A 22,253-nucleotide genomic window follows, 5' to 3' on the forward strand; every position below is an offset into this window, starting at 1 on the left:
TCGCTTTGCTCGCCAGAGCAAAGCGGGTGGGGATCCGCGCCCTCCGCAGAGAGCATTGCCTGCGGCTACCCCCATCCCGACCTTCCCCCTTTCAGGGGGAAGGAAGATGACGGCCTCAATGACGCGGCTCAATCCTTCAACGCGTAGGCGATGACGTAGTCGCCGCGTTTGGTGCCGAACGAGCCGTGGCCGCCGGCCGCGGTGACGACGTATTGCTTGCCGCCAGCCTCGTAGCTCATCGGCGTCGATTGCGCGCCGGCCGGCAGGCGATCCTCCCAGAGCACCTTGCCGTTGCGGACATCGTAGGCCCGGATCGCGTACTCATAGGTCCCGGTGTAGAACGCAACGCCGCCGGCGGTAGTGATCGGCCCGCCCAGCATCGGCACGCCCATCTTGAATGGAAGCGGCAGCGGCGTGGTGTCCCGGATCGTGCCGTTGGGATGCTGCCAGACGATCTTCATCGTCTTCAGATCGATCGCGGCCATCGAGCCCCATGGCGGCCGGTAGCACGGCACGGAGAGCGGCGAGAGGAAGCTCGAGATGCCGACGCCGAACGGCGTGCCGTACATCGGCTGCACCCCGACCTCGCTGCCGACCGGTTTCTCGGCCGTCGGCGCCGGAGGATTGAGCGGACCGCGCGGAATGAGCGTGGAGGCGAACGGCAACGACATCGGATTGGCGATGGCGATCTGCCTGACAGGATCGACCGCGATGCCGCCCCATTCGAACATGCCGAGATTGCCCGGGAAGACCAGCGTGCCCTGCAACGAGGGCGGCGTGAAGGTGCCTTCGTAGCGCAAGCGGTGGAACATGATCCGGCACAGCAACTGGTCGAAGATCGTGCCGCCCCACATGTCGGCGCCGGTCAGCTTCGCCTCCGGGCGGAAGGTCAGTTCGGAAAACGGCTGGGTCGCTGCAGAGCGGTCGCCGGGCGCGGGCCCTTGCGGCACCGCGCGTTCCGGCGCCGGCACGATCAGCTCGCCGGTCCTGCGGTCGAGCACGAAGATGTTGCCCACCTTGGTCGGCTGGATCAGCGCGGGAACGACGCCCTTGGCCGTCGTCACATCGACCAGGCTCGGTTGCGAGGGAACGTCCATGTCCCAGAGATCATGATGCACGGTCTGGTACGACCAGACGCGCTTGCCGGTGTTGACGTCAAGCGCGACGATGGCGCTGGAATAGCGCTCGACCAGCGCATCGCGATTGCCGCCCCAGATGTCAGGTCCGTTGTTGCCGGTCGGGATGTAGACCAGATTCAATTTCGGATCGAACGAGGCCGTGATCCAGGAATTCGGCGACCCGTTGGTGTAATGACGCGTCGGCGACGGCAATGCGTTCTCGTCCGCCGCGCCGGAATCCCAGGCCCAGACCAGCCTGCCGGTATAGACATCGAAGCCGCGGATCACGCCCGACGGCACCTCGACCGCATAATTGTCGATCACCGCGGCGGCCACGACCAGGATCTTGTCGCTGACGACCGGCGGCGACGTCGGCTCGAAGAAGCCGGCGGTCTTGATCCCCATGCCTTGCTGCAGGTCGAGGATGCCGTGATCGGCGAAGCCATCGCAGAGCTTGCCGCTGTCGGCATCGAGCGCGATCATGCGGCCGTCATTGACGGGCAGGAAGATCCGCCGTGGGCATTCGGCCGGCGCCGGATTGCCGCCAGAGTCGACGGCGCCCTGCGCGGTTTCGTGATAGGAGACGCCGCGGCAAGTCATGTGCTGGAACGTCTTGTTGTGCACGAGCTTGGGGTCGTAGCGCCAGCGCTTCGTGCCGGTCTTGGCGTCGAGCGCGAACAGCACCTGGTGCTGCGAGCAGAGATAGAGCGTGTCGCGCACCTTGATCGGGGTGACCTCGAAGGTCGTCTCCCCGGAATCGTCTGGTGTCTTCACGTCGCCGGTGCGGAAGGTCCAGGCGACCTTGAGGTTGCCGACATTGTCAGGCGTGATCTGCTTCAGCGGCGAATAGCGCTGTCCGAACTGCGTGCGTCCATAGGCGCGCCAGTCGCCGTCCGGCTGCGGGTCGGCTTCGCTTTGCGGCACGGCAGAGCCGGACTCGGCAATCGTGCCGTTGATGTCGTGATAGCTGGACAGCAGCCCGGCGATGAGCACCGCCGCAGCAGCGACGACGCCGATCCAGAGTGGCGCCGTCGCGCGCATGTAAGGCACCGGCCCGCTTCGTGTCAGGGCACGAACGATCACCGGCGTAAGCAGCCAAAGCGCCATGGGGAAGATGATGTCGCCACGCGCCGCGAGCGGCCACCAGTCGAACCGCACCTCATAGACGGCCCACGCCAGCGTGCCGAGCAGCACGATCGCAAACAGCCAGAGCGCCTGATGGCGCCGCGCCAGCAACAGCGCAGCCGTGGCGAGAATGCCGACGCCGAGGACAATGTAGAAGGGCGATCCACCTAGTGCGGCGAGCCAAATGCCCCCGCCCGCGAGGACCAGGCCGATCAGGGCGTAGACGATAGCCGTGATGAAGACTGCCCTGGATCGCTGCATGGTCGCTCCGGTGCGGGGGAGGGACCGGGCTTGTCCCGCACAAGCGCGACAGACCGCGTCCGCCATCGCGGACTGTCGTTCAGCCAACCGCAACTTGCAACCTGGAACTGCGATGTTGATGTGCCACAAGCGCGTAAGGTTGCTATGCAAAACCCGCCGAAGCAAATCATTCAAAATGCGCGCATCTTCAACGGGGAGCAGTGGAGCTGCGGGGCTGACGCAAAGGTGAGAGATCTTCAGCGAATTTTGAATCGACGCGCTCTTCCAGTCCTGTGCAGGCGCTGCTCTATACCGTTCCGCGGATCGCACCGCGGATGGTTGGCGCGCAGGAGAAGCAACAATGACACTGAACCCCACTGCCGAGAATTATCGTGTCGCGGTCGCCGCCTACGAGGCGGGCCGGCCGAGCTACCCTGCGGAGATCGTCGCCGCGCTGCCGCTTGCGGCCGCGCGCTGTGCCGTCGACCTCGGTGCCGGAACCGGCAAATTCACCCGCCTGCTGCTGCAGCATTTGCCCGCGGCTGCGCGCCTGATCGCGGTCGAGCCCGTCGCCGAGATGTCGGCCAGGCTGGCCAGGGAAGCCGGGGTGGAGGTCATCAACACGCGCGCCGATGCGATCAATCTTGATACCGGCAGCGTCGACCTCGTCACCTGCGCCCAGGCGTTCCACTGGTTCGACAACGAGGCGTCGGTGGCCGAGATCGCGCGACTGCTGCATCCCGGCGGGACGCTTGCGCTGGTTTGGAACAACCGGGATGACCGCACGCCGTGGGTCGACGCGTTGTCCGTCATGATCGAGGGCTATGCGGGCGACACGCCCCGGCAACGGACCGGACGCTGGCGCTGGATCCTGAAGGACCCGCGCTTCGTGCTTGAGAGGGAAATCGTGCAGGACCATCCGCACCGGATGAAGCGACAGGACGTCTTCGAGCGCATCGCATCGACGAGCTATGTCGCCAATTTGCCCGATGCGGAGAAGGCGATCCTGCGCGACAAGACCGACAATATCCTGCGCGAAGCCGGTCTCGGCGACGCCGACGAAGTGGTGTTTCCCTATGTCACGCAGCTCTTCTTGCTGAAGCGGGCATAGACGCGCTATTGCGCGGCACGTCCTTGCTCGACCGCCTGCTTCAGGCGCGGCAGCGTCATGCGCCAGTAGAAGGCAACGTGTTTGGCGCCTGAGTCAGGCCCGATTTCCCAGCCGCTTCCGCGGCGGATCGGCGAAGGCGGCACCTGCTGGGTGACGGTCAGCACCGTTTCGCCGCCGTCAGGCACGAGCGTCATCGTGATCGTTGCATAGGATTGCGGAACATCCGGCAGGCCGGAGACCTGCGACCAATAGGAGTATTCGAGCCGCATCGGCGGCTCGACATGGAGGACGCGGCCCCTGTCGCGATAGCGCTTTGTGCCGATCTCCGCCTCGATCTCGATCGGCGCGCCGATCCGCCAATCGGTCCTGAAATGCGCGTTGCGCCATCTCTCGCCCGCTTTGGAGTCCATGATCGCGTCCCACACCTGCCTTGGCTCGGCAGCGATGCGGATCGTTTCGGTGACGGACTGGAAGGCCGGGGGCTCGTGCGTCATCGAATGCTCACTTGTCGCCCACGACCTTCCATCTTCCATCGGCGCCGCGCCGCAGCGAGGGATCGCCGATGCGGATGTGTTGCGCAAGAAAATCGATGAAAGCGCGGACCCGTGCCGGCAGCGGGCCGGCATGGCCGACATAGACCGCGTGGATGTCCTCGCGGTCGCCGGGATTGAGATTTTGCAGCACCGGCACCAGGCGCCCGGCCTCGATATCGGGGCCGATGTGAAACAGCGCCAATCGTCCGAGCCCGATACCGCCGAGCGTGAGCTGGCGCGCGGCTTCGCCGTCGCTGACGCGGGCAACCGGCGGCGGCAGCGCTTCTTCGATCCGTTCAGCGCGGCGAAACGGCCAGCCGCGGATGCTGCGCGGAAAGGTCCAGCCGATGCCGCGATGGGCGGCGAGGTCGGCCGGCGTCTTCGGCGTGCCGAAGCGCGCGAGGTAGGACGGCGCGGCGGCCACCACCATGCGGCTGGTGCCGAGCTTGCGTGCGATCAGCCGCGAGGCGCCGAGCGGGCCGACCCGGATCGCGACATCAGCGCGCGCCTGCATCAGATCGACCAGCGTGTCGGTCAGCACGATGTCGAGCGTGATGTCGGGATGTTCGCGCATGAAGCGCGGCAGCAGCGGCATCACATGCAGCATGCCGAACGGGATGTTGCTGTTCACGGTGAGATGGCCGCGGGGCACGCATGAGGCGGCCTCGCGTTCGGCCTCGTCGATATCGGCGAGGATGCGCTGGGCGCGCTGGTAGAACGCCTGGCCTTCCTCGGTGAGCTGCAGCTTGCGCGTGGTGCGGTTGACCAGCCGCGTGCCGAGCCGGGTCTCGAGCCGGGAGACCAGCTTGCTGACGCCCGACGGTGTCTGGCGCAGGCTGTTCGCGGCAGCCGTGAAGCCGCCGAGATCGACGACGCGGACGAATACGTCCATCTCGCCGGAGCGGTTGGTATCTGTGCGGGCCATCTTGAATTCAAGTCACAAATGATTGGATTGCGGTCATTCTAATCCTTCCCCGCCCGGACCGCTATCTCGCTTTGCGGAATCCTTTTTGTCCGGAGCGACACATGCCTGCTGCAGTCCTTGCCTTGACCGCCGGTGCCTTTGGTATCGGCACCACCGAATTCCTCATCATGGGACTGCTGCTGCAAGTCGCCGCCGACATGCAGGTATCCGTATCCGCGGCTGGCCTGCTGATCTCCGGCTATGCGCTCGGCGTATTCGTCGGCGCGCCGATCCTGACGCTGGCAACACGGCGGATGCCGCGCAAGGCGGTTTTGCTGGCGCTGATGGCGATCTTCACGCTCGGCAACGCAGCGTGTGCGCTGGCGCCGAGCTACGGGCTCTTGATGGCGGCACGCATTCTCACCTCGCTGGCGCACGGCACCTTCTTCGGCGTCGGCTCCGTGGTGGCGACAAGCCTCGTCCCGGAAGACAAGCGCGCGTCGGCGATCGCCACGATGTTCATCGGGCTCACGGTTGCGACCCTGCTCGGCGTGCCCTTCGGCGCCTGGTTCGGGCTGATGCTCGGCTGGCGCGCGGCGTTCTGGGCGGTGGCCGCGATCGGCGTGATTGCGTTCATCGTGCTGGCGGTGCTGGTCCCCGGCCATGTCGGCGCCAACGACAAGCCCGCGCCGCTGCGCGAGGAGCTCGCCGTGCTCGGCCGCCCGCAGGTCCTGCTCGGACTGGCGATGACGGTGTTCGGCTTCGGCGGGCTGTTCGCGGTCTTCACCTATGTGCAGCCGATCCTGACGCGGCTCACCGGATTCTCCGACGCCGCGGTGTCGCCGATCCTGCTGGTGTTCGGTGCCGGCCTTGCGATCGGCAACGTCGCCGGCGGACGGCTCGCCGACAAGGGACTTGCACGGGCGCTGCTGGTGTCGCTCGGCGGCCTCGCCGCCGTGCTCGTCGCGCTGACGGCGGTCGTCTCGATCAAGGCATTGGCGGTCGTGCTGCTGTTCATTTTAGGCATCGCCGCGTTCGCGACCGTCGCGCCGCTGCAGCTCCGCGTGCTCGAAGCCGCCGGCGTCGAAGGGCGGACGCTGGCCTCCAGCCTGAACATCGCGGCGTTCAATCTCGGCAACGCGCTCGGCGCCTGGGCCGGCGGCGTCACCATCGATCGCGGCCTCGGCCTCGGCGCGCTGCCGCTGGTGGCCGCCGTCATCACTGCAATCGGCCTGCTGCTCGCGCTGTGGAGCCTGCGCCTCGATCGGCCGATCGCGCTCGCCGCGCAGTGCCCGGCGGAATGAATGATCAAGGGAGCATGACCATGGAATACCGCAATCTCGGTGCATCCGGCCTGAAGGTCCCCGTGCTTAGCTTCGGCACCGGCACCTTCGGTGGCCAGGGGCCGCTGTTCTCGGCCTGGGGCCGCAGCGACGCCAGCGAGGCGCGCCGGTTGATCGACATCTGCCTCGAGGCCGGCGTCAATTTGTTCGACACCGCCGATGTCTATTCAAACGGCGCGTCGGAGGAGATCCTCGGCGCCGCGATCAAGGGCCGCCGCGACAAGGTGTTGATCTCGACCAAGACCGGCCTGCCGATGGGCGACGGCCCGCTCGATGCCGGTACGTCGCGATATCGCCTGGCCGCCGCGGTCGACGCCGCGCTTCGCCGGCTCAACACCGACTATATCGACCTGCTGCAGCTTCACGCTTTCGATGCCTTCACGCCGGTCGATGAGGTGCTGTCGACGCTCGACGCGCTGGTGCGCGCCGGCAAACTGCGCTATGTCGGCGCCTCGAATTTCTCCGGCTGGCATCTGATGAAATCGCTCGGTGTCGCCGAGCGGCACGGCTGGCCGCGCTATGTGGCGCACCAGGTCTATTATTCGCTGGTCGGCCGCGACTATGAATCCGAGCTGATGCCGCTTGCGCTCGACCAGGACGTCGGCGCGCTGGTCTGGAGCCCGCTCGGCTGGGGCCGTCTCACCGGCAAGATCAGGCGCGGGCAGCCATTGCCGACCAACAGCCGCCTGCACGAGACCGCGCAGTTCGGGCCGCCGGTCGACGACGAGAAGCTTTACGCGATCGTCGACGCGCTGGACGCGGTCGCCACGGAGACCGGCCGCAGCGTGCCGCAGATCGCGATTGCCTGGCTGTTGGCGCGGCCGAGCGTGTCGTCCGTAATCATTGGCGCCCGCGATGAGGCGCAGTTGCGCGACAATCTCGGCGCGGTCGGATGGTCGCTCTCGCCGGACCAGATCGCGCGTCTCGACCGCGCGAGCGCAGTGATGCCGGCCTATCCGTATTATCCCTACCGAATCCAGGAAGGCTTCGCGCGCCTCAATCCGCCGCCGGTGTGAGTCCGTCGCAGTCTCACGCCTGGACGGTGTGCTCGCAGACCTGCCGGCGGTATTCCGCCGGCGTGACGTTCATGTGCTGCCGGAACACGCGATTGAGGTGGCTTTGATCGGCAAAGCCGGCGAGCAGCGCGATCTCCTTCAGCGCGACGCGGTCCTTGCGCAGATGCTGGCACGCATGCTCGACCTTGCGCCGCAGGACATAGGCGTGCGGCCGCATGCCGTAATGCACGCGGAACTTGCGGGCGAACTGGACCGGCGTGCAATTGCAGATGTTCGCGAGCTCCTCCAGCGTGATGTTCCGGAAGATGTTCTGCTCGATATAGTCCTCGATCAGCCGGGCATGCGCCGGGCGGAAGCGTCCTTGCGCGCAGGGCATCTTGAACTCGATCGCCGCATATTTCCGCAGGATGTGCACGCTCGCCTGCAGCGCCAGCGCATCATAGCAGAGGCGTCCGCCGGGACCGCCCGCGGCGACTTCCTGGACCATTTGATCGTTGATCCAGGTCAGCATTGGGTCTTCGACCTTGAGCAGGTCGTGAATCTCGATCGTTTCGGCGTCGCGGTCGAAGGCATCGCTCGCGGTCTTCGTCATGAGGGCAGGGGAGATGTAGAAATGGCTGACCTCAATGTCGTTGTTCCAATGCCAGCTTGACGGCTCGGCGCGCGTCATGAGCGACGTGACGCCGCGACCGACCTGATCCTGCTTCCATGTGCCGGTGACGCGGCGGTTCATCGACGTGACGCCGTCGCGATAGAGCACTAGGAGGAAGTTTGCCGACGGCGGGACCCAGATGTCCGACGGCGCATAGCGGAAAATTCGCAGCCGGAAATCGCTTCTCCCGACTGACAAACTATCCAGCTTCATCTCGCCGGGAGCGTAGCGCGGCAGCTCCTCGACCGTGATCAACTGGCCCATCGCGTGAGCCTCCTCCCTGGGATTGGTGGCGCGGTTGACCGCTTGTTCTTGGCCGGACGGCTGAGCGCAGAATAGGCCGCTTTCGCCATTTGCCAAGCCGACCAACGGCTGGTGCTCGATTGCACGGTCGCGTTCCAGAGATTGTCGGTTTCATCCAAGCCGCGCGGCCGAACGGCCCGTAGCCTGCTCTGCGTTTCGGCGACAACGCGAACGGCCGAAACCCAAATTGACGCAACGCACCATCATCCGGCGACACCGCGGGTGGGAAGGTGCGTGCGAGAAGCCAGACACAGGAGGAAACCATGACCGAGACCGTCACAAGGTCGAATGGAAGCAATGGTGCGCATGCAACGACCAAGCTCGACGCCGTGGTCGTCGGCGCCGGCGTCGCCGGTCTCTATCAATTGTTCCGCCTGCGTGAGCAGGGACTGAGCGTGAAGGCGATCGATGCCGGGTCTGGCGTCGGCGGCACCTGGTACTGGAACCGTTATCCCGGGGCGCGCTTCGATTCCGAAGGCCACACCTATCAGTACCTGTTCTCCGAGGAGCTCTACAAAGGCTGGAGCTGGAGCGAGCGCTTCCCGGGCCAGCCGGAAATCGAGCGCTGGCTGAACTACGTCGCCGACCGCCTCGACCTCAGGAAGGACATCCAGTTCGGCACCACGGTGAAGAGCGCGCACTTCAATGAGGCGACGCAACGCTGGCTGGTCGCGACCGACCAGGGCGACGTGATCGATACCCAGTTCCTCGTCACCTGCTGCGGCATGCTCTCGGCCCCGCACGTGTCCTTCCCGGGACAGGAGACGTTCAAGGGCGAGCTGTTCCACACCGCGCGCTGGCCCAAGGGGCCGATCGAGCTCGCCGGCAAACGCGTCGGCGTGGTCGGCAACGGCGCGACCGGGATCCAGGTGATCCAGTCGATCGCCGGTGAGGTCGGCCACCTCAAGGTGTTCATCCGCACCCCGCAATACATCATCCCGATGAAGAACCCGAAATGGGACGCGTCGGATGCCGAGGCCTACAAGTCGAAGTTCAAATTCCTCACCGAGCGGCTGCCGAAGACGTTCACCGGATTCGAATTCGACTTCGAGCACGCCTGGGCCGACCTGACGCCACAGCAGCGCCGCGAGGTGATCGAGGACTGCTGGAACGACGGATCCCTGAAGTTGTGGGTCTCGTCCTTCGCCGAACTGTTCTTCGACGAAGCCGTCAACGCCGAGATCACCGAATTCGTCCGCGAGAAGATGCGCGAGCGGATCAAGGACCCCAAGCTGTGCGAACAGCTGATTCCCGCCGACTACGGCTTCGGCACGCACCGGGTGCCGCTCGAGAGCAATTTCCTCGAGGCCTTCCACCGGCCCAATGTCGAGATCGTCAGCGTCAAGAACAATCCGATCGCCCGCATCACGCCTGAGGGCATCCAGACCGCCGACGGCACGGTGCACGAGTTCGACGTCATCATCCTGGCGACCGGCTTCGACGCCGGAACGGGAGCGCTGACGCGGATCGACATCCGCGGCCGCGACGGGCGATCGCTGAAGGACGATTGGGGCAGGGACATCCGCACCACGATGGGCTTGCAGGTCCATGGCTATCCGAATCTGTTCACAACGGCGGTGCCGCTCGCGCCCTCGGCCGCACTCTGCAACATGACCACCTGCCTGCAGCAGCAGGTGGAGTGGATTGCCGACTGCATCAGATATTTGCGCGGCAAGAACCTGAACGTCATCGAGCCGACCAGGGATACCGAGGATCAGTGGGTGGCGCATCACGATGAGACCGCCAACGCAACGCTGATCGCCAAGACCAACTCCTGGTACCTGGGCTCCAATGTCGAGGGCAAGCCGCGCCGGGTGCTGTCCTATTGCGGCGGTGTCGGCACCTATCGCCAGAAATGCGATGAGGTCGCCGCGAGCGGCTATCGCGGTTTTGCCACGCAGTAGGGCTGACCGCATTTCGACCGCGTAGCCGGATGGAGCGAAGCGTAATCCGGGCTGCGCGGGTCAACATCACAAAACACAGGAGGAAGACAATGAGCACGAATTTCAGTGCAGCCGCCGATGCAATCCTTGACGGAGTCGTGACTTCAAACCCGCGCGTTCCCGGCGTCGTTGCGATGGTGACCGACCGCCATCGCAACATCTATGAAGGTGCCGCCGGCAAGCGCCGCCTCGACCAGCCCGCCGATATGACGGCCGATAGCGTGTTCGCGATCTTCTCGACCACCAAGGCGATCACCGGGACGGCCGTCCTGCAGCTCGTCGAGGAAGGCAAGCTCGATCTCGACGCACCCGCCAGGACCTACGCGCCCGACATCGGCAAGCTCCAGGTGATCGAGGGTTTTGACGACAAGGGCGAGCCGCGGCTGCGTCCGCCGAAGCGCGACATCACCACCCGCATGCTGATGGTCCACAGCGCGGGTCTGAGCTACGACTTCATCAATCACACCTATAACCGGCTGGCGCAAGAGAAGGGGCAGCCCAGCGTCATCACGGCATCCAAGGCTTCGCTGATGACGCCGCTGCTGTTCGATCCAGGCGAGCGCTGGGAATACGGCACCAACATGGATTGGTGCGGCCAGATCGTCGAGGCCATCGCCGGCAGGCGGCTCGGCGAGGTCTTCAGGACGCGGATCTTCGAGCCGCTCGGGATCATGGACACGACGTTCGAGCTCACCGACGCGATGCGTCGCAAGCTCGCCGGCATCCACGCCCGCAACGCCGACGGCTCACTCACGCCGATGGATTTCGAGCTGCCGGCCAATCCCGAGATCCACATGGGCGGCCACGGGCTTTACGGCACGATCGGCGACTACATGCGATTCATCCGGATGTGGCTGAACGACGGCGCCGGCGAGCATGGGCGGGTCCTGAAGGCGGAGACCGTGCGGATGGCGGAGAAGAACCATCTCGGCAACAACAAGGTCACCGCGATCACCGGCGTGATCACCTCGCTCGCCAACGACGCCGAGTTCTTCCCCGGTCAGTCGAAATCCTGGGCGCTGAGCTTCATGATCAATGAGGAGCAGGCTCCGACCGGCCGCCCCGCCGGCGCGCTCGGCTGGGCTGGGCTCGCCAATTTGTTCTACTGGATCGATCGGCAGAACGGTTTTGGCGGATACTGGGCGACGCAGATCCTGCCGTTTGGCGATCCGACGTCCTTTATCGGCTACATCAATTTCGAGACCGCGTTCTACGAATCCCTGAGGCTGCGCAAGGCGGGATAGGGACAGCCAATCGGAGCGTGCTAAAGGCTAGCTCGCTCCGAGCAGCTCCGTGATCAGCCCCGCCGCCTTGATCCCGGTGCCGCTGATGATGACGACGGTGCGCTCCGCCGGCCGGATCGCGCCGCGCGCCTTCAGGACATCGAGCGCGGCGGCGGCCGAGGCCGAGGTCGGCTCGACGAACAGACCGGTCTGCGCCAACCGCTTCAACGCGGCGACGATGCCGTCTTCGGGAATTGCGACGGTGCCGCCGCCGCTCTCCTTCAGTGCCGCGATCATCTGCTTCAGCCGCAGCGGATGCTTAATCGCGGTGCCCTCGGCGATGGTCTTGCGGACCGCGCGATCGACCGGCGTGTCGACGCCGGCGGCGAAGCTGGCATCGACCGGCGAGCAGTTGAGCGGCTGTGCCGCGAACAGGCGCGGCAGGCGCGCGATCTGCCCGGCCGCCAGCAGCTCGTTGAAGCCGATATAGCAGCCGAGCAGGCTGCTGCCGGCGCCGACCGGCATGATGACGTTGTCCGGCGCGGTGAAGCCGAAATCTTCCCAGATCTCATAGGCCAGCGACTTGGTGCCCTGCAGGAAGAACGGTTGCCAGTTGTGGCTGGAGTAGAAGATCTGCTTCGACTGGCGGATCGCCTCTGCCTCGGATTCCTCGCGCGGGCCTTCGATCAGCTGCACCTCGGCACCGAAGGCGTGCATCTGCGCCACCTTCATCGGCGACGTCGTCGCCGGCGCAAGGATCCTGACCCGCATGCCGCCGGCCGCGCCATAGGCCGAGACCGACGCGCCGCCATTGCCGGAAGAGTCCTCCAGCACCGCATCGACGCCGAGCTGGCGCAGGAACGACAGCATCACCGTGGTACCGCGATCCTTGAAGCTTGCGGTCGGATTGAACCATTCGAGCTTGAAATGCGGCCGCAGATCATCCCACGCCTTCTCGACGGCTGGCGTGCAGCCTTCGCCCATCGTGATCGGCCGCCTGATCTCGACCGGCAGCGCCGCGCGATAGCGCCACAGCGACCGCGTCGTGCGATCGATGTCGTCGCGGGAGATGCCCGGCAGCGGCGTTATCAGGAGCGGCTTGCCTTCGTCGGAGCACCAGCGCGGGATATCCAGCGGATAGAGCTTTCCGTTGAGCGGGTCGATGTAGCTGGGTGAAGGCATGTCGTGAAATCCCAAACGCGAGTGGCATTCAGCGGCCGTTACGCCGCGCCGGCCTGCCTGCTCAGATAACTCTTTGCAAAATCGAGATACCAGTCGAGGCATCCTGGATTGGCCATCGCATCGCGATTGATGATCTTCTCGACGGGGTGGCCGAGCAGCAGCTTCTTGACCGGCAGCTCCTGCTTTTTGCCGGACAGCGTGCGCGGAATTTCCGCCACCACGAAGATGTCGTTGGGCAGGAAGCGGCGCGACAGCCCGGCCTCGACCGCCTTGTTGATCTTCGCCTTCATCGCGGCATCGAGCGCGATGCCCTCGCGCAGCACCACGAACAGCGGCATGTAGCTGTCGCGGCCGAGATATTCGAGGTCGACGACCATCGAATCCAGCACCTCCGGCAGCGCCTCGATCGCGGAATAGAGCTCGCTGGTGCCCATCCGCAAGCCATGGCGGTTGATGGTGGCGTCGCTGCGGCCATAGATCACGCAGGAGCCGTCGGGGTTGATCTTGAGCCAGTCGCCATGCCGCCACACCGGGCCGCGGCCACTTCCGTCGAAATTGTCGGGGTAGGTCTCGAAATAGCTGGAAAGGTAGCGCGCATTGCCGGGATCGTTCCAGAAGCGCAGCGGCATCGAGGGCAGCGGCTCGGTGCAGACGAGCTCGCCGACCTCGTCGATCACCGCGCGGCCCTGCTCGTCGAACGCTTCCACCGCGCAGCCGAGCAGGCGGCATTGCATGATGCCCGGCGTCTGCGGCAATTCGCGATTGCCGCCGATGAAGGCGCCGGCGAAGTCGGTGCCGCCGGAAATATTGGCCCACCACATATCGGCCTGCGCGGCGTTGCCGTTGTGCTTCGCAAGCGCGGCGAAGCGCTCGTTGAACCAGGCCTGGGTGTCGGCGCTGAGCGGCGAGCCGGTCGAGCCGAGCGTGCGCAGGCCGGAGAGGTCGCCGACGGCAGCGAGATCGATTTCCGCCTTGGTGCAATTGGCAAAGAACGCCGCCCCTGCGCCGAAGAAGGTGGCCTTGGCGTCGGCGACGAAGCGCCACAGCGTGGTCCAGTCGGGCTTGTCCTTGGTGCCGCCGGGACTGCCGTCGAAAATGCAGCAGGTCGTGCCGTTGAGCAGGCCGTTGGCCTGGCAATTCCACATGATCCAGCCGGTCGAAGAGTACCAGTGGAAGCGTTCGCCGAACGAGTTTGGCTGATAGCTGCAGCCGATGTCGTTGTGCAGGGTCGAGAGCGGCAGCGCCACGACGATGATGCCGCCATGGCTGTGCAGGATCGGTTTCGGCAATCCGGTGGTGCCTGAGGAATAGACGATCCAGAGCGGATGATCGAACGGCAGCCATTCCGGCTCGAAGGCGTCGATCTCCGCGCTCCGGCCCGCGAGGATCGCTGACAATCGCGTCTCGGACGGCGCGGCGTCGCTGTGCAGGATGACATGCTGCACGGTCGGCAGCGCGCGCCGCAATTCCTCGATCACACCTTGCCGGTCGTGGCGGCGGCCGGCATAGGTCACGGCGTCGCAGGCGATCAGCACCTTCGGCTCGATCTGCTTGAAGCGATCGATCACCGCGGGTGCCGCCATGTCAGGCGCGCAGACGCTCCAGACCGCGCCCAGGCTCGCGGTCGCGAGGAACGCGATGATCGTCTCGGGAATGTTCGGCAAGTAGGCGGCGACGCGATCGCCGGCGCGCACGCCGTTGGCCTTCAGATGCAGCGCCAGCGCTGCCGATTTGCGCTGCAGCTCGGGCCAGCTCGTCTCCGAGAGCTTGCCGTCCTCTCCGCTCGAGATCAGGGCCGGCAGGCCTGCGGCATGCGCCGGCGCGACGTGGCGGAAGACCTGGCGCGCGTAGTTCACCGAAGCGCCGGGAAACCACACCGCGCCCGGCATCTTGCGCTCGGCCAGCACCGCCGAATGCGGCGTCGGCGAGCGCAGGTCGAAATAATCCCACACGCTCTGCCAGAAGGCGTCGATATCGGTGACCGACCAGCGCCGCATCGCCTCGAAATCCGCAAATTCAAGGCCGCGCGTCTGCTTCAGCCATTGGCGGTAAAGAGCCATTTGCGGGACGTAAGCTGCTGTCATGGGCGGTTTCCGAAAGTCCTTGTGTCGTGGCAGGCGACCGAGGCCCGCCAGCGTGTCTTAACATAGTGATGCGAGCACGGGGAACGCGGTCGAGCAGCAAGCTGCGTCATATTCTTACCGCCGCCGCAGCGTGCTATTCCATCGGGTGCGGCTGATTCCATGCGGCAACTGAATCGAGCGGCCATGTCCGTCGGCGAACTCTTCATTCTCGGCTTTTACGGCAAGGTCGTTCCGCCCTGGCTGAAGGAATTTGCCGCGCAGTTCGGGCTCGGCGGGGTAATCCTGTTCGACTATTCCTGCCAGACCCGGCAGTATGACAACAACATCGCCTCGCCCGCGCAGGTGCAGTCGCTCTGCGCCGAGATCGCGGCGCTGCCGTCGCGGCCGCTGGTCTTCATCGACCAGGAGGGCGGCCTGGTGCGCCGGCTCAAGGACAGCTGCGGTTTTCAGCCGCTGCCGAGCGCGAAGGAGTTCAACCTGCTCGCGCGCGCGGAAAAGCAGACGGTGCTGGCCGCAAGCTACGGCGAGCTGCGCCGGCTCGGCATCCGCTACAATTTCGCGCCTGTCATCGACGTCGACTACAATCCCGACAATCCCAACATCGGCAGGATCAAGCGGTCCTATTCGCCCGATATCGGTGAGGTCGAGGCCAATGCCCGGCTGGTCGACGCTGCGGCGCGGCAGGCGGGAGTAGGCCTCTGCCTGAAGCATTTTCCGGGCATCGGCGGTGCAAGCGTCGATTCGCACCTGGAGTTCATGGACATTTCCGATGCGCTGCGTCCCGAGCAGGAGGAGCTGTTCTACGCGTTGGCGCCGCGCACCTATGGCGATGCGGTGCTGGTCAGCCACGCCATTGTCCGGCAGTGGGACGCGCAGCGTCCGATGACATTGTCATCGGCCGGGCTCGGCCGGCTTCGCCGTCGTCTGCCCGAGACGCTGCTGATCACCGACGACATGCAGATGCAGGGGCTGCAGAAGGCGCTCGGCACAAGCGCGGCCAGCCTGCAGTCGATCGCCGCCGGCATGGACATGATCTGCATCGGCAACAATCTGTTCGACCAGGAGCAGGGGATGGCCGGCATCGCCGCGGCGGTCGCGGGTGCGGTGCAGGATGGATCACTCGATCAGGCCGCGGTGCGGCGATCCATTGCGCGCGTGCAAAAGCGCAAGGCGCTGTTCGCCTGACGGCGTTGAACCAAATTTTGCGTCGGGCGACCACAAGGTGTGGAACCAAATTTCATTGCCGCGATTTAACAATGACGCTCATCGGGGCTGACAACCATGAAGATGCTCAAGCGTCTCTTCCGATTGACCTGGCTACGTCGGGCCGCACGCAAACCAGCCGATTTTCCGCCTGCCTCCATCGATCCTGACGAATTCAGCCGCCTGCTTTGCAGCGGGCGCGCCGAGGATTTGCGGACACTGGCAAAGCGATTGAGCCAGCGCTCGCGGGCTCACGCATAGGCGGTGGATCGGATCCAATCGCTAGCCTGGTCTTCGGCCAAAACCGGCAAGTCCGGCGCGCGGCCCTGACTCCCGGCATCGGTCTCGATGCGACCCGCTACTGCTTTGCTTTTTCATGATTGCCGATCCCGACCGCCTTGTAGTCGTAGGTCGGGTAGAACTCGGTGTGGTAGGCGCCCCAGGCGCTGTTCTCGATGACGCGGTTGACCTCGCGCAGCCGCGATGCCGGCAACCGCAGCGTCACCACCTGGCCGATCCCCATCATCACGTACCAGCTGACGACCTCGACACCCTCGGGCGGAAACGCCTTGTAGAAGCCCTGCCGCTCAAGCTGGGCATTGAGCTCACCGAGCGGTCGTGACTGATCATGCTTGAAGAAGATGGTGAGCATGACCGCGGTGTCGGGCGTCGGCGTTGCATCGCTGGTCGGCGGGGTCTGGGCCTGCGCGCCTGCGCTAAGCAGCAGTGCCGCGGCGAGCGCCGCAATCGACATCAAGGAAATCCAGGATCCGTTCCGCCCTCGCTTCATGGCCGCGCCCTTATTGCTGATCGAGAGGCGGCGATCATCGCGACGCCTGCCGGGGCTGTAAATTGACATTCGCCTGATCCGGTGCCTGCCCGACGCTTCTCGGTTGATGTGAACCGTCTCATAGGTGCGCGCGCCCGCGTGCGGTATGCCGGGGCCATCCCGATGCCCAGAGGGATGATCGATGACGACCCGGCGAATGGCGTATTGGTGGTTCAGGTTCGTTCTTTCGGGGCGGTTCCTGCAGAAATTCCTTCGGCTCCGGCGCCCCTGAGGCGCCGGGCCGCGAATTCCGGCCTTTTTCAATCCGGAACCAGGGGGGCCGGAAATGGCTGCCCGAACCGTTGAAGGTCGATGCCCGGCGGAGAATCCCGCCGGTAGCAGCCTCGCCCATCCGTCCCGTAAGAATACTGTAATTCGACTCAAATATGCGAGATTCGTTGCCAAATCAGCGGTAACCTGCGCCTGCTTGGCAGGTCGGGGACCGAGGTCACAGTTGCGTCACCCGTAGTTCTACGGAGCCCCATGTTAACGCGGCCACAAGTTCACCTTTGGTAAACCATACTTATGACGCAACATGACAACCGAGCCGAGGCGCGCCTTCCGGCATGGACGGGTGGAACCGCGACGCTCGAGCCGCAGTCGCTTGACACTCAGGGACCCGCAGGGCCGCGGCCGCAGGCGGACGCCGGTGCCGCGATCGTCCGGCAGTTCAATGGGCCGGTGACGGCGCTGCTGCTCTATATGAACGAACTCAAGCAGCACAGTCAGCAATTCGCGCACGCGCCCGGCAACGGCGTCTATCTGCGGCAGGTGATCGAGAACGCGCTCGAGCAGACCGAGCGCGTGTCCGCGATGCTGAAGCAGATTTCCGACCTCTATCCCAATGCCGTCCCGGCCGCAGACCTCAAGCCGCCGGGCGACGACAAGCCGGCAGGCTCCCGGCCGCCGGATGTCGTGTTCGCACCGGAAGCCGGCCGCAAGCCATTGACCAAGCGCGAGCGTGAAGTGCTAAGCCTGATCAGCGACGGCTATTCCAACAAGCAGGGTGCGCTGCGGATGAACATCAGCCCGCGCACGTTCGAGAGCCATCGCGCCGAGGCGATGCGCAAGCTCGGCGCGCGCAACACCGCCGATCTCGTCCGCAAGGCCTTGCTGCATTCCGCATAGAGCGATTTCAAGCGAAGTGGTTCGCGCAAAGAAGACGCGTCAAAACTGAAAACCAGAGCCCCGTTCCGATTCCATCGGAATGGGGCTCTGAGCGGTGTTCGGTTCGTTAGGACCCGGTTCTCAGAAATCGTCTTTTCAGAAATCGTCTTCCGCGGCGAAGCACAGGCGCGGTGCGAGCCGCGCGGCCGTCGCGGATGCCTTCGGTTCATCCGGAACGATCGTGACCACCCATGCCGCGGTCGCGCCAGACCTGCTTTCGACGATCGCGCGCACGCGTCCCGTGACGATCGCGCCGGCCGACCGTATGGTGGCGGTCCGGCCGTTGAACTGGGCCATGCGGAAGCGCCGGGCTTCCTTCCGGTCGGTCGTCTGGTACGTGAACATCGGCTCCCCCGTGCGTCCACGTGAATGTGAGGAAACAGCGTTATCCGACGATGAAAATCGCACGCCGTAGAAGTACGGCTTGCACAGCGGTCAGAGCGCTTTTGAGCGAAGCGGGTGCCGGCTTGCGCGAAGAAGACGCGGCAAAAACAACAAACTCTAACGGCCGACTTCCTGACAATTCAGCAGTCCGGCATATTGCGCCTTGACCGCGGCGTAGCATTCGCACGCCGTCTTGATCAGCCCATCCGCGTTGGTGATCTCGATGTGCCCGCGGCTGTAGTGGATGAAATTGGCCTGTTGCAGGGTATGCGCGACCAGCGACACGCTGTTGCGGCGCGCGCCGATCATCTGCGCCATCGCCTCCTGCGTCAGGACGATCTTGCTACTGCCGGAGAGATCGCGCGTGTGCAGCAGGCATCGCGCCAGCCGTGACTCCACGGTGTGCGCGGCGTTGCAGCCGGCGGTCTGCTGGATCTGGGCATAGACGGCGAGCCCGTGCCGGATCAATCTCGCGCGAAGCGTCGGGCTCTGGCCGGCAGCTGCGCGCAACGGCTCGAGTTCCACGGTCGAGGCGACGCCGGGCACCAGCACCGTGGCGTTGTTGAGGACAGGCCCTTCGACGAGCGGGGCGAATGCGCCATAGATGCTGTCGCGGCCGACCATCGCGACCTGCACGCGCTCGCCTCTAGCCAGCTTGACCACCAGCGAGATCACGCCCTTGTGCGGCATGTATGTCCGCTTGAGCATCTCGTCGGTCTCGACCAGGACCGAATCGGCCGCGAGGTCGACCGTCCGCAGATGCGGCCGAATCAATTCGAAATCGCTCGCCGAGAGCGACGCCAGGAATCCGTTGGGTGATCGAGGAACCGTTTCCAAAGCAACCTCCAGCCTGCCGGCAAAGCTTGTCTCTGGGCCCAGGGCTGACGTGCGGCTGGACGTCCTTGCAACCTATTCTGGCACGCCAGGGTTCCAATGGAAACATGTCTTGGTTCCAATAGGAATAGACCTATCGCCGCACATTCGGGTTGTCTGCTCGATCACAGTTGGGGCTGGCGGCGCGCCAGTCAGTCTTCCGGCCCGATCAATTGTTCGGCGTGCGCCTTGACCGTCGTATAGCATTCACACGCCGCCTTCCGCAGGCCGTCGATATCGGTGATCTCGATATGACCGCGGCTGTAACGCAGGATGCCGGCCTGCTGAAACCCATGTGCGACAATCGAAACCGCATTGCGCCGGACGCCGATCATCTGCGCCAGCATCTCCTGGGTTAGCGGCAACGCCTCGCTGCCGCACAGATCGCGTGCGCGCAGCAGCCATCGTGACAGCCGTGCCTCCACCGGATGCGAAACATTGCAGGCGACGGATTGTTGCGTCTGCGCCATCAGCGCCTGCTCATAGAGCGCGACCAGGGTCCGGAAATCCGCGCTGCGATTTGCTGCCTCGCGGAAATCCTCCGCCCGCATCATCGAGGCTGAGCCTGGCACCACGACAATCGCATCGGCAAGCAGCGGCCGCTCGTGCAGGGCGGCAGACGCGCCCACGACGCCGTCGCGACCGACGGTTGCAATCTCGACAGATTGCCCGTCGGACAGATTGATCATCATCGAGACCACGCCGCTATGCGGAAAATAAACCCGCTGCACCGGCGCGCCGGCATCGGCGAGCGCCGTTTCCTTGGTCAGGTCGACGGTTTCCAGGAGGGGATGAAGTTGCGCGTACTCCGTGGGGGGAAGTGCTTGCAACAGACGATTGGGCGGACGCGATACCGCGGACATTGCTGCTCCTGCCGAGGGCGGGAGCACTACGGTCTCGCATCACCTACTCTTGGCGTGTGGAAGGACTGCGAACATAGCTTGCCTGTCCAATTGCACAAGGGTTGTGGTGTTGAAACTATACCCTCTGGAGGGCAGACGGCGTGGCCGCCGCCGGGACCGGTGATCGACGTCGATCCGCGCGGCGCGAGATCCCAGCGCGACTTTGTCTCTCATTTATTGATTTCCATTAACTCTGTTCCTCGCTGGACTTTGCATCGTGGTGACCTGCAACGCCGGCTATCGACGCGCCGGGCCTGCCGCGCCGGGATGTCGCAAGTCCTGCACATGCGCAGGAAATTCACGGCCATGACGTCGGTCCGGCGCCGACCGCGCGCTGCCGCGGCCAGCCATCGCGCCGGCCGCCCGTCGAATCACCGGCAAGGCCGTCCTGGGTATTTGTACGGACCAGCCCTTTAACGAACGGGTAGCGCGGACGGACCAGTGTGACGTGGGTCGCCGTGCGAAATTTACGGCGTCGCGTCAATCGTGTTCATCCAGAAGGGTATCCAGTATGTCCGGCATCGTTCTTTCGGCATCGGTCCGTCAAAACCTGCTTTCGCTGCAGTCGACCGCTGACCTGCTCGCCACCACGCAGAACCGCTTGTCCACCGGCAAGAAGGTCAACACTGCTCTCGACAATCCGACCAACTTCTTCACGGCGCAGTCGCTCGACAACCGCGCCAGCGACATCAACAACCTCCTGGACGGTATCGGCAACGGCGTGCAGGTGCTGCAGGCCGCCAACACCGGCATCACCTCGCTGCAGAAGCTCGTCGACAGCGCCAAGTCGGTCGCCAACCAGGCCCTGCAGGCCGCCGTCGGCTATTCCGCGAAGTCGTCGGTGACGACCGCCGCGATCCCCGGCGCGACCGCCGACAACCTGCTCGGCACCGCGACCCCGACCAATGCGACCCTCACCAGCACCGCCGCCTATACCGGCATCGACCTCACCGCGGCCGGCGCGAACCTGACGTTCCAGATCAACAGCCAGACTGTGACCTTGAACTCGGGCACGAACTACTCCGCCACCCAGGTTCGCGATGCGATCAACACGCAGGTCGGCGCCAGCGCCAAGGTCGCCGCCTCGATCGACGGCACCGGCAAGCTGGTCCTGACCAGCACCAACACCGCCGGCACCGGCGACACGCTCACCGTCGGTACGTTCAGCTCGGGCGACGCGACGCAGCTCGGCCTCCCGGCCGGTGCTACGGCAACCGCAACCGGCACGGCTGGCGCGAGCCCGCTGGACACCCTCACGCTGACCATCGGCGCAACCGGCAACGGCACCGCGACCAACATCACCTTCGGCACCGGTGCCGGCAAGGTGAAGTCCCTCAACGACCTGAACGCCGCGCTGGCGGCCAACAACCTGCAGGCCTCGCTCAGTGCGGCCGGTGCGCTCACCATCAGCACCACCAACGATGCCGCTTCGGCGACCATCGGCACGATTGGCGGCACGGCGGCCGGCGCCGGCAAGCTGTTCAACGGCCTTGCGGGCAGCGCTCCGGTGCAGGACCCGACTGCGCTGGCGAACCGCGCCAACCTGGTCAACCAGTACAACAACATCCTGGACCAGATCACCACGACCGCCCAGGACGCGTCGTACAACGGCATCAACCTGCTCAATGGCGATCAGCTCAAGCTGACCTTCAACGAGACGGGCTCCTCGACGCTGAAGATCCAGGGCGTGACCTTCGACGCCACCGGCCTCAACCTCACCAAGCTGACCGCCGGCACGGACTTCGTGGACAACGCTTCGGCCAACGCGACGCTGAAGACGCTGAACAGCGCGAGCGGCCTGCTGCGCACCCAGGCTTCGACCCTTGGTTCGAACCTGTCGATCGTGCAGATCCGCCAGGACTTCTCGAAGAACCTGATCAACGTGCTGCAGACCGGCTCGTCCAACCTGACGCTGGCAGACACCAACGAGGAAGCGGCCAACAGCCAGGCGCTGTCGACCCGCCAGTCGATCGCGGTGTCCGCGCTGGCGCTGGCCAACCAGTCGCAGCAGAGCGTGCTGCAGCTGCTCCGCTAAGCGTAGCCGCGACAGGCATCGACTATCGAGGCGGCGGAGGAAACTCCGCCGCCTTTCCTTTGGCTGCGCTTAGCCATCCCGCC

18 protein-coding genes are annotated in these 22,253 nt (G+C 65.0%); 8 read left to right on the top strand and 10 right to left on the bottom strand.

Going from position 1 to position 22,253, the window contains the following annotated elements:
• Positions 1 to 128: 128 nt before the first annotated feature.
• Positions 129 to 2,504, bottom strand: coding sequence for a glucose/quinate/shikimate family membrane-bound PQQ-dependent dehydrogenase (locus ACVWZM_RS19570; RefSeq protein ID WP_456854303.1), 2,376 nt, complete (start codon positions 2,502 to 2,504; stop codon positions 129 to 131).
• A 340-nt stretch (positions 2,505 to 2,844) separates the two neighbouring features.
• On the opposite strand from ACVWZM_RS19570, the gene ACVWZM_RS19575 reads away from it, so the two are divergent.
• Positions 2,845 to 3,594 carry a class I SAM-dependent methyltransferase gene (locus ACVWZM_RS19575; protein WP_253638327.1) on the top strand — a complete coding sequence of 250 codons (750 nt, stop codon included), beginning with the start codon at positions 2,845 to 2,847 and terminating at the stop codon, positions 3,592 to 3,594.
• 5 nt (positions 3,595 to 3,599) lie between these two features.
• Here ACVWZM_RS19575 and ACVWZM_RS19580 read toward each other — a convergent pair whose 3' ends face one another.
• Complete coding sequence (locus ACVWZM_RS19580; RefSeq protein ID WP_456854305.1) at positions 3,600 to 4,088, bottom strand: SRPBCC family protein; 489 nt, start codon at positions 4,086 to 4,088, stop codon at positions 3,600 to 3,602.
• A 7-nt stretch (positions 4,089 to 4,095) separates the two neighbouring features.
• Positions 4,096 to 5,052: a LysR family transcriptional regulator gene (locus ACVWZM_RS19585; protein ID WP_456854307.1), complete on the bottom strand. Its 957-nt coding sequence runs from the start codon at positions 5,050 to 5,052 to the stop codon at positions 4,096 to 4,098.
• A gap of 101 nt (positions 5,053 to 5,153) precedes the next feature.
• On the opposite strand from ACVWZM_RS19585, the gene ACVWZM_RS19590 reads away from it, so the two are divergent.
• Positions 5,154 to 6,335, top strand: a complete 1,182-nt coding sequence (locus ACVWZM_RS19590) for an MFS transporter (RefSeq protein ID WP_028343803.1) — start codon at positions 5,154 to 5,156, stop codon at positions 6,333 to 6,335.
• A 20-nt stretch (positions 6,336 to 6,355) separates the two neighbouring features.
• Positions 6,356 to 7,390 carry an aldo/keto reductase gene (locus ACVWZM_RS19595; protein ID WP_456854309.1) on the top strand — a complete coding sequence of 345 codons (1,035 nt, stop codon included), beginning with the start codon at positions 6,356 to 6,358 and terminating at the stop codon, positions 7,388 to 7,390.
• Positions 7,391 to 7,403: 13 nt separating this feature from the next.
• On the opposite strand, the gene ACVWZM_RS19600 is transcribed toward ACVWZM_RS19595, so the two are convergent.
• Positions 7,404 to 8,306 carry an AraC family transcriptional regulator gene (locus ACVWZM_RS19600; protein ID WP_057020892.1) on the bottom strand — a complete coding sequence of 301 codons (903 nt, stop codon included), beginning with the start codon at positions 8,304 to 8,306 and terminating at the stop codon, positions 7,404 to 7,406.
• Between the two features lie 302 nt (positions 8,307 to 8,608).
• Between ACVWZM_RS19600 and ACVWZM_RS19605 the strand changes: the two genes are divergently transcribed.
• Positions 8,609 to 10,249: a flavin-containing monooxygenase gene (locus tag ACVWZM_RS19605; protein ID WP_057020891.1), complete on the top strand. Its 1,641-nt coding sequence runs from the start codon at positions 8,609 to 8,611 to the stop codon at positions 10,247 to 10,249.
• 89 nt (positions 10,250 to 10,338) lie between these two features.
• Positions 10,339 to 11,532, top strand: a complete 1,194-nt coding sequence (locus ACVWZM_RS19610) for a methyl acetate hydrolase AcmB (protein ID WP_057020890.1) — start codon at positions 10,339 to 10,341, stop codon at positions 11,530 to 11,532.
• A gap of 27 nt (positions 11,533 to 11,559) precedes the next feature.
• On the opposite strand, the gene ACVWZM_RS19615 is transcribed toward ACVWZM_RS19610, so the two are convergent.
• Both ACVWZM_RS19615 and ACVWZM_RS19620 read right to left on the bottom strand, forming a co-directional pair.
• The gene (locus tag ACVWZM_RS19615) at positions 11,560 to 12,693 is read right to left on the bottom strand and encodes a threonine synthase (protein WP_456854312.1); all 1,134 of its coding nucleotides are present in this window, start codon (positions 12,691 to 12,693) and stop codon (positions 11,560 to 11,562) included.
• Positions 12,694 to 12,731: 38 nt separating this feature from the next.
• Positions 12,732 to 14,810, bottom strand: a complete 2,079-nt coding sequence (locus ACVWZM_RS19620) for an acetoacetate--CoA ligase (protein ID WP_456856715.1) — start codon at positions 14,808 to 14,810, stop codon at positions 12,732 to 12,734.
• A 150-nt stretch (positions 14,811 to 14,960) separates the two neighbouring features.
• Between ACVWZM_RS19620 and ACVWZM_RS19625 the strand changes: the two genes are divergently transcribed.
• The gene (locus ACVWZM_RS19625) at positions 14,961 to 15,962 is read left to right on the top strand and encodes a glycoside hydrolase family 3 N-terminal domain-containing protein (RefSeq protein WP_076834579.1); all 1,002 of its coding nucleotides are present in this window, start codon (positions 14,961 to 14,963) and stop codon (positions 15,960 to 15,962) included.
• A 376-nt stretch (positions 15,963 to 16,338) separates the two neighbouring features.
• Here ACVWZM_RS19625 and ACVWZM_RS19630 read toward each other — a convergent pair whose 3' ends face one another.
• Positions 16,339 to 16,734 (bottom strand): hypothetical protein, encoded by a 396-nt coding sequence (locus ACVWZM_RS19630; RefSeq protein ID WP_456854314.1) that lies wholly within the window; start codon positions 16,732 to 16,734, stop codon positions 16,339 to 16,341.
• A gap of 600 nt (positions 16,735 to 17,334) precedes the next feature.
• On the opposite strand from ACVWZM_RS19630, the gene ACVWZM_RS19635 reads away from it, so the two are divergent.
• On the top strand, positions 17,335 to 17,937 hold the full coding sequence (locus ACVWZM_RS19635; RefSeq protein ID WP_229192800.1) for a helix-turn-helix domain-containing protein: 603 nt from the start codon (positions 17,335 to 17,337) through the stop codon (positions 17,935 to 17,937).
• A 135-nt stretch (positions 17,938 to 18,072) separates the two neighbouring features.
• Here ACVWZM_RS19635 and ACVWZM_RS19640 read toward each other — a convergent pair whose 3' ends face one another.
• The 3 genes from ACVWZM_RS19640 to ACVWZM_RS19650 all read right to left on the bottom strand — a co-directional run bounded on the left by ACVWZM_RS19640 (position 18,073) and on the right by ACVWZM_RS19650 (position 20,096).
• Entirely contained in the window at positions 18,073 to 18,273 is a 201-nt protein-coding gene (locus ACVWZM_RS19640) for a hypothetical protein (protein WP_244559010.1), read from the bottom strand.
• 204 nt (positions 18,274 to 18,477) lie between these two features.
• On the bottom strand, positions 18,478 to 19,197 hold the full coding sequence (locus ACVWZM_RS19645) for a Crp/Fnr family transcriptional regulator (protein WP_456854316.1): 720 nt from the start codon (positions 19,195 to 19,197) through the stop codon (positions 18,478 to 18,480).
• A gap of 188 nt (positions 19,198 to 19,385) precedes the next feature.
• On the bottom strand, positions 19,386 to 20,096 hold the full coding sequence (locus tag ACVWZM_RS19650) for a Crp/Fnr family transcriptional regulator (RefSeq protein WP_063779960.1): 711 nt from the start codon (positions 20,094 to 20,096) through the stop codon (positions 19,386 to 19,388).
• 550 nt (positions 20,097 to 20,646) lie between these two features.
• Here ACVWZM_RS19650 and ACVWZM_RS19655 point away from each other — a divergent pair.
• Positions 20,647 to 22,170, top strand: coding sequence for a flagellin N-terminal helical domain-containing protein (locus ACVWZM_RS19655; protein WP_076834571.1), 1,524 nt, complete (start codon positions 20,647 to 20,649; stop codon positions 22,168 to 22,170).
• Positions 22,171 to 22,253 lie beyond the last annotated feature (83 nt).

It is taken from the genome of Bradyrhizobium sp. USDA 4501 (genome assembly GCF_054062115.1).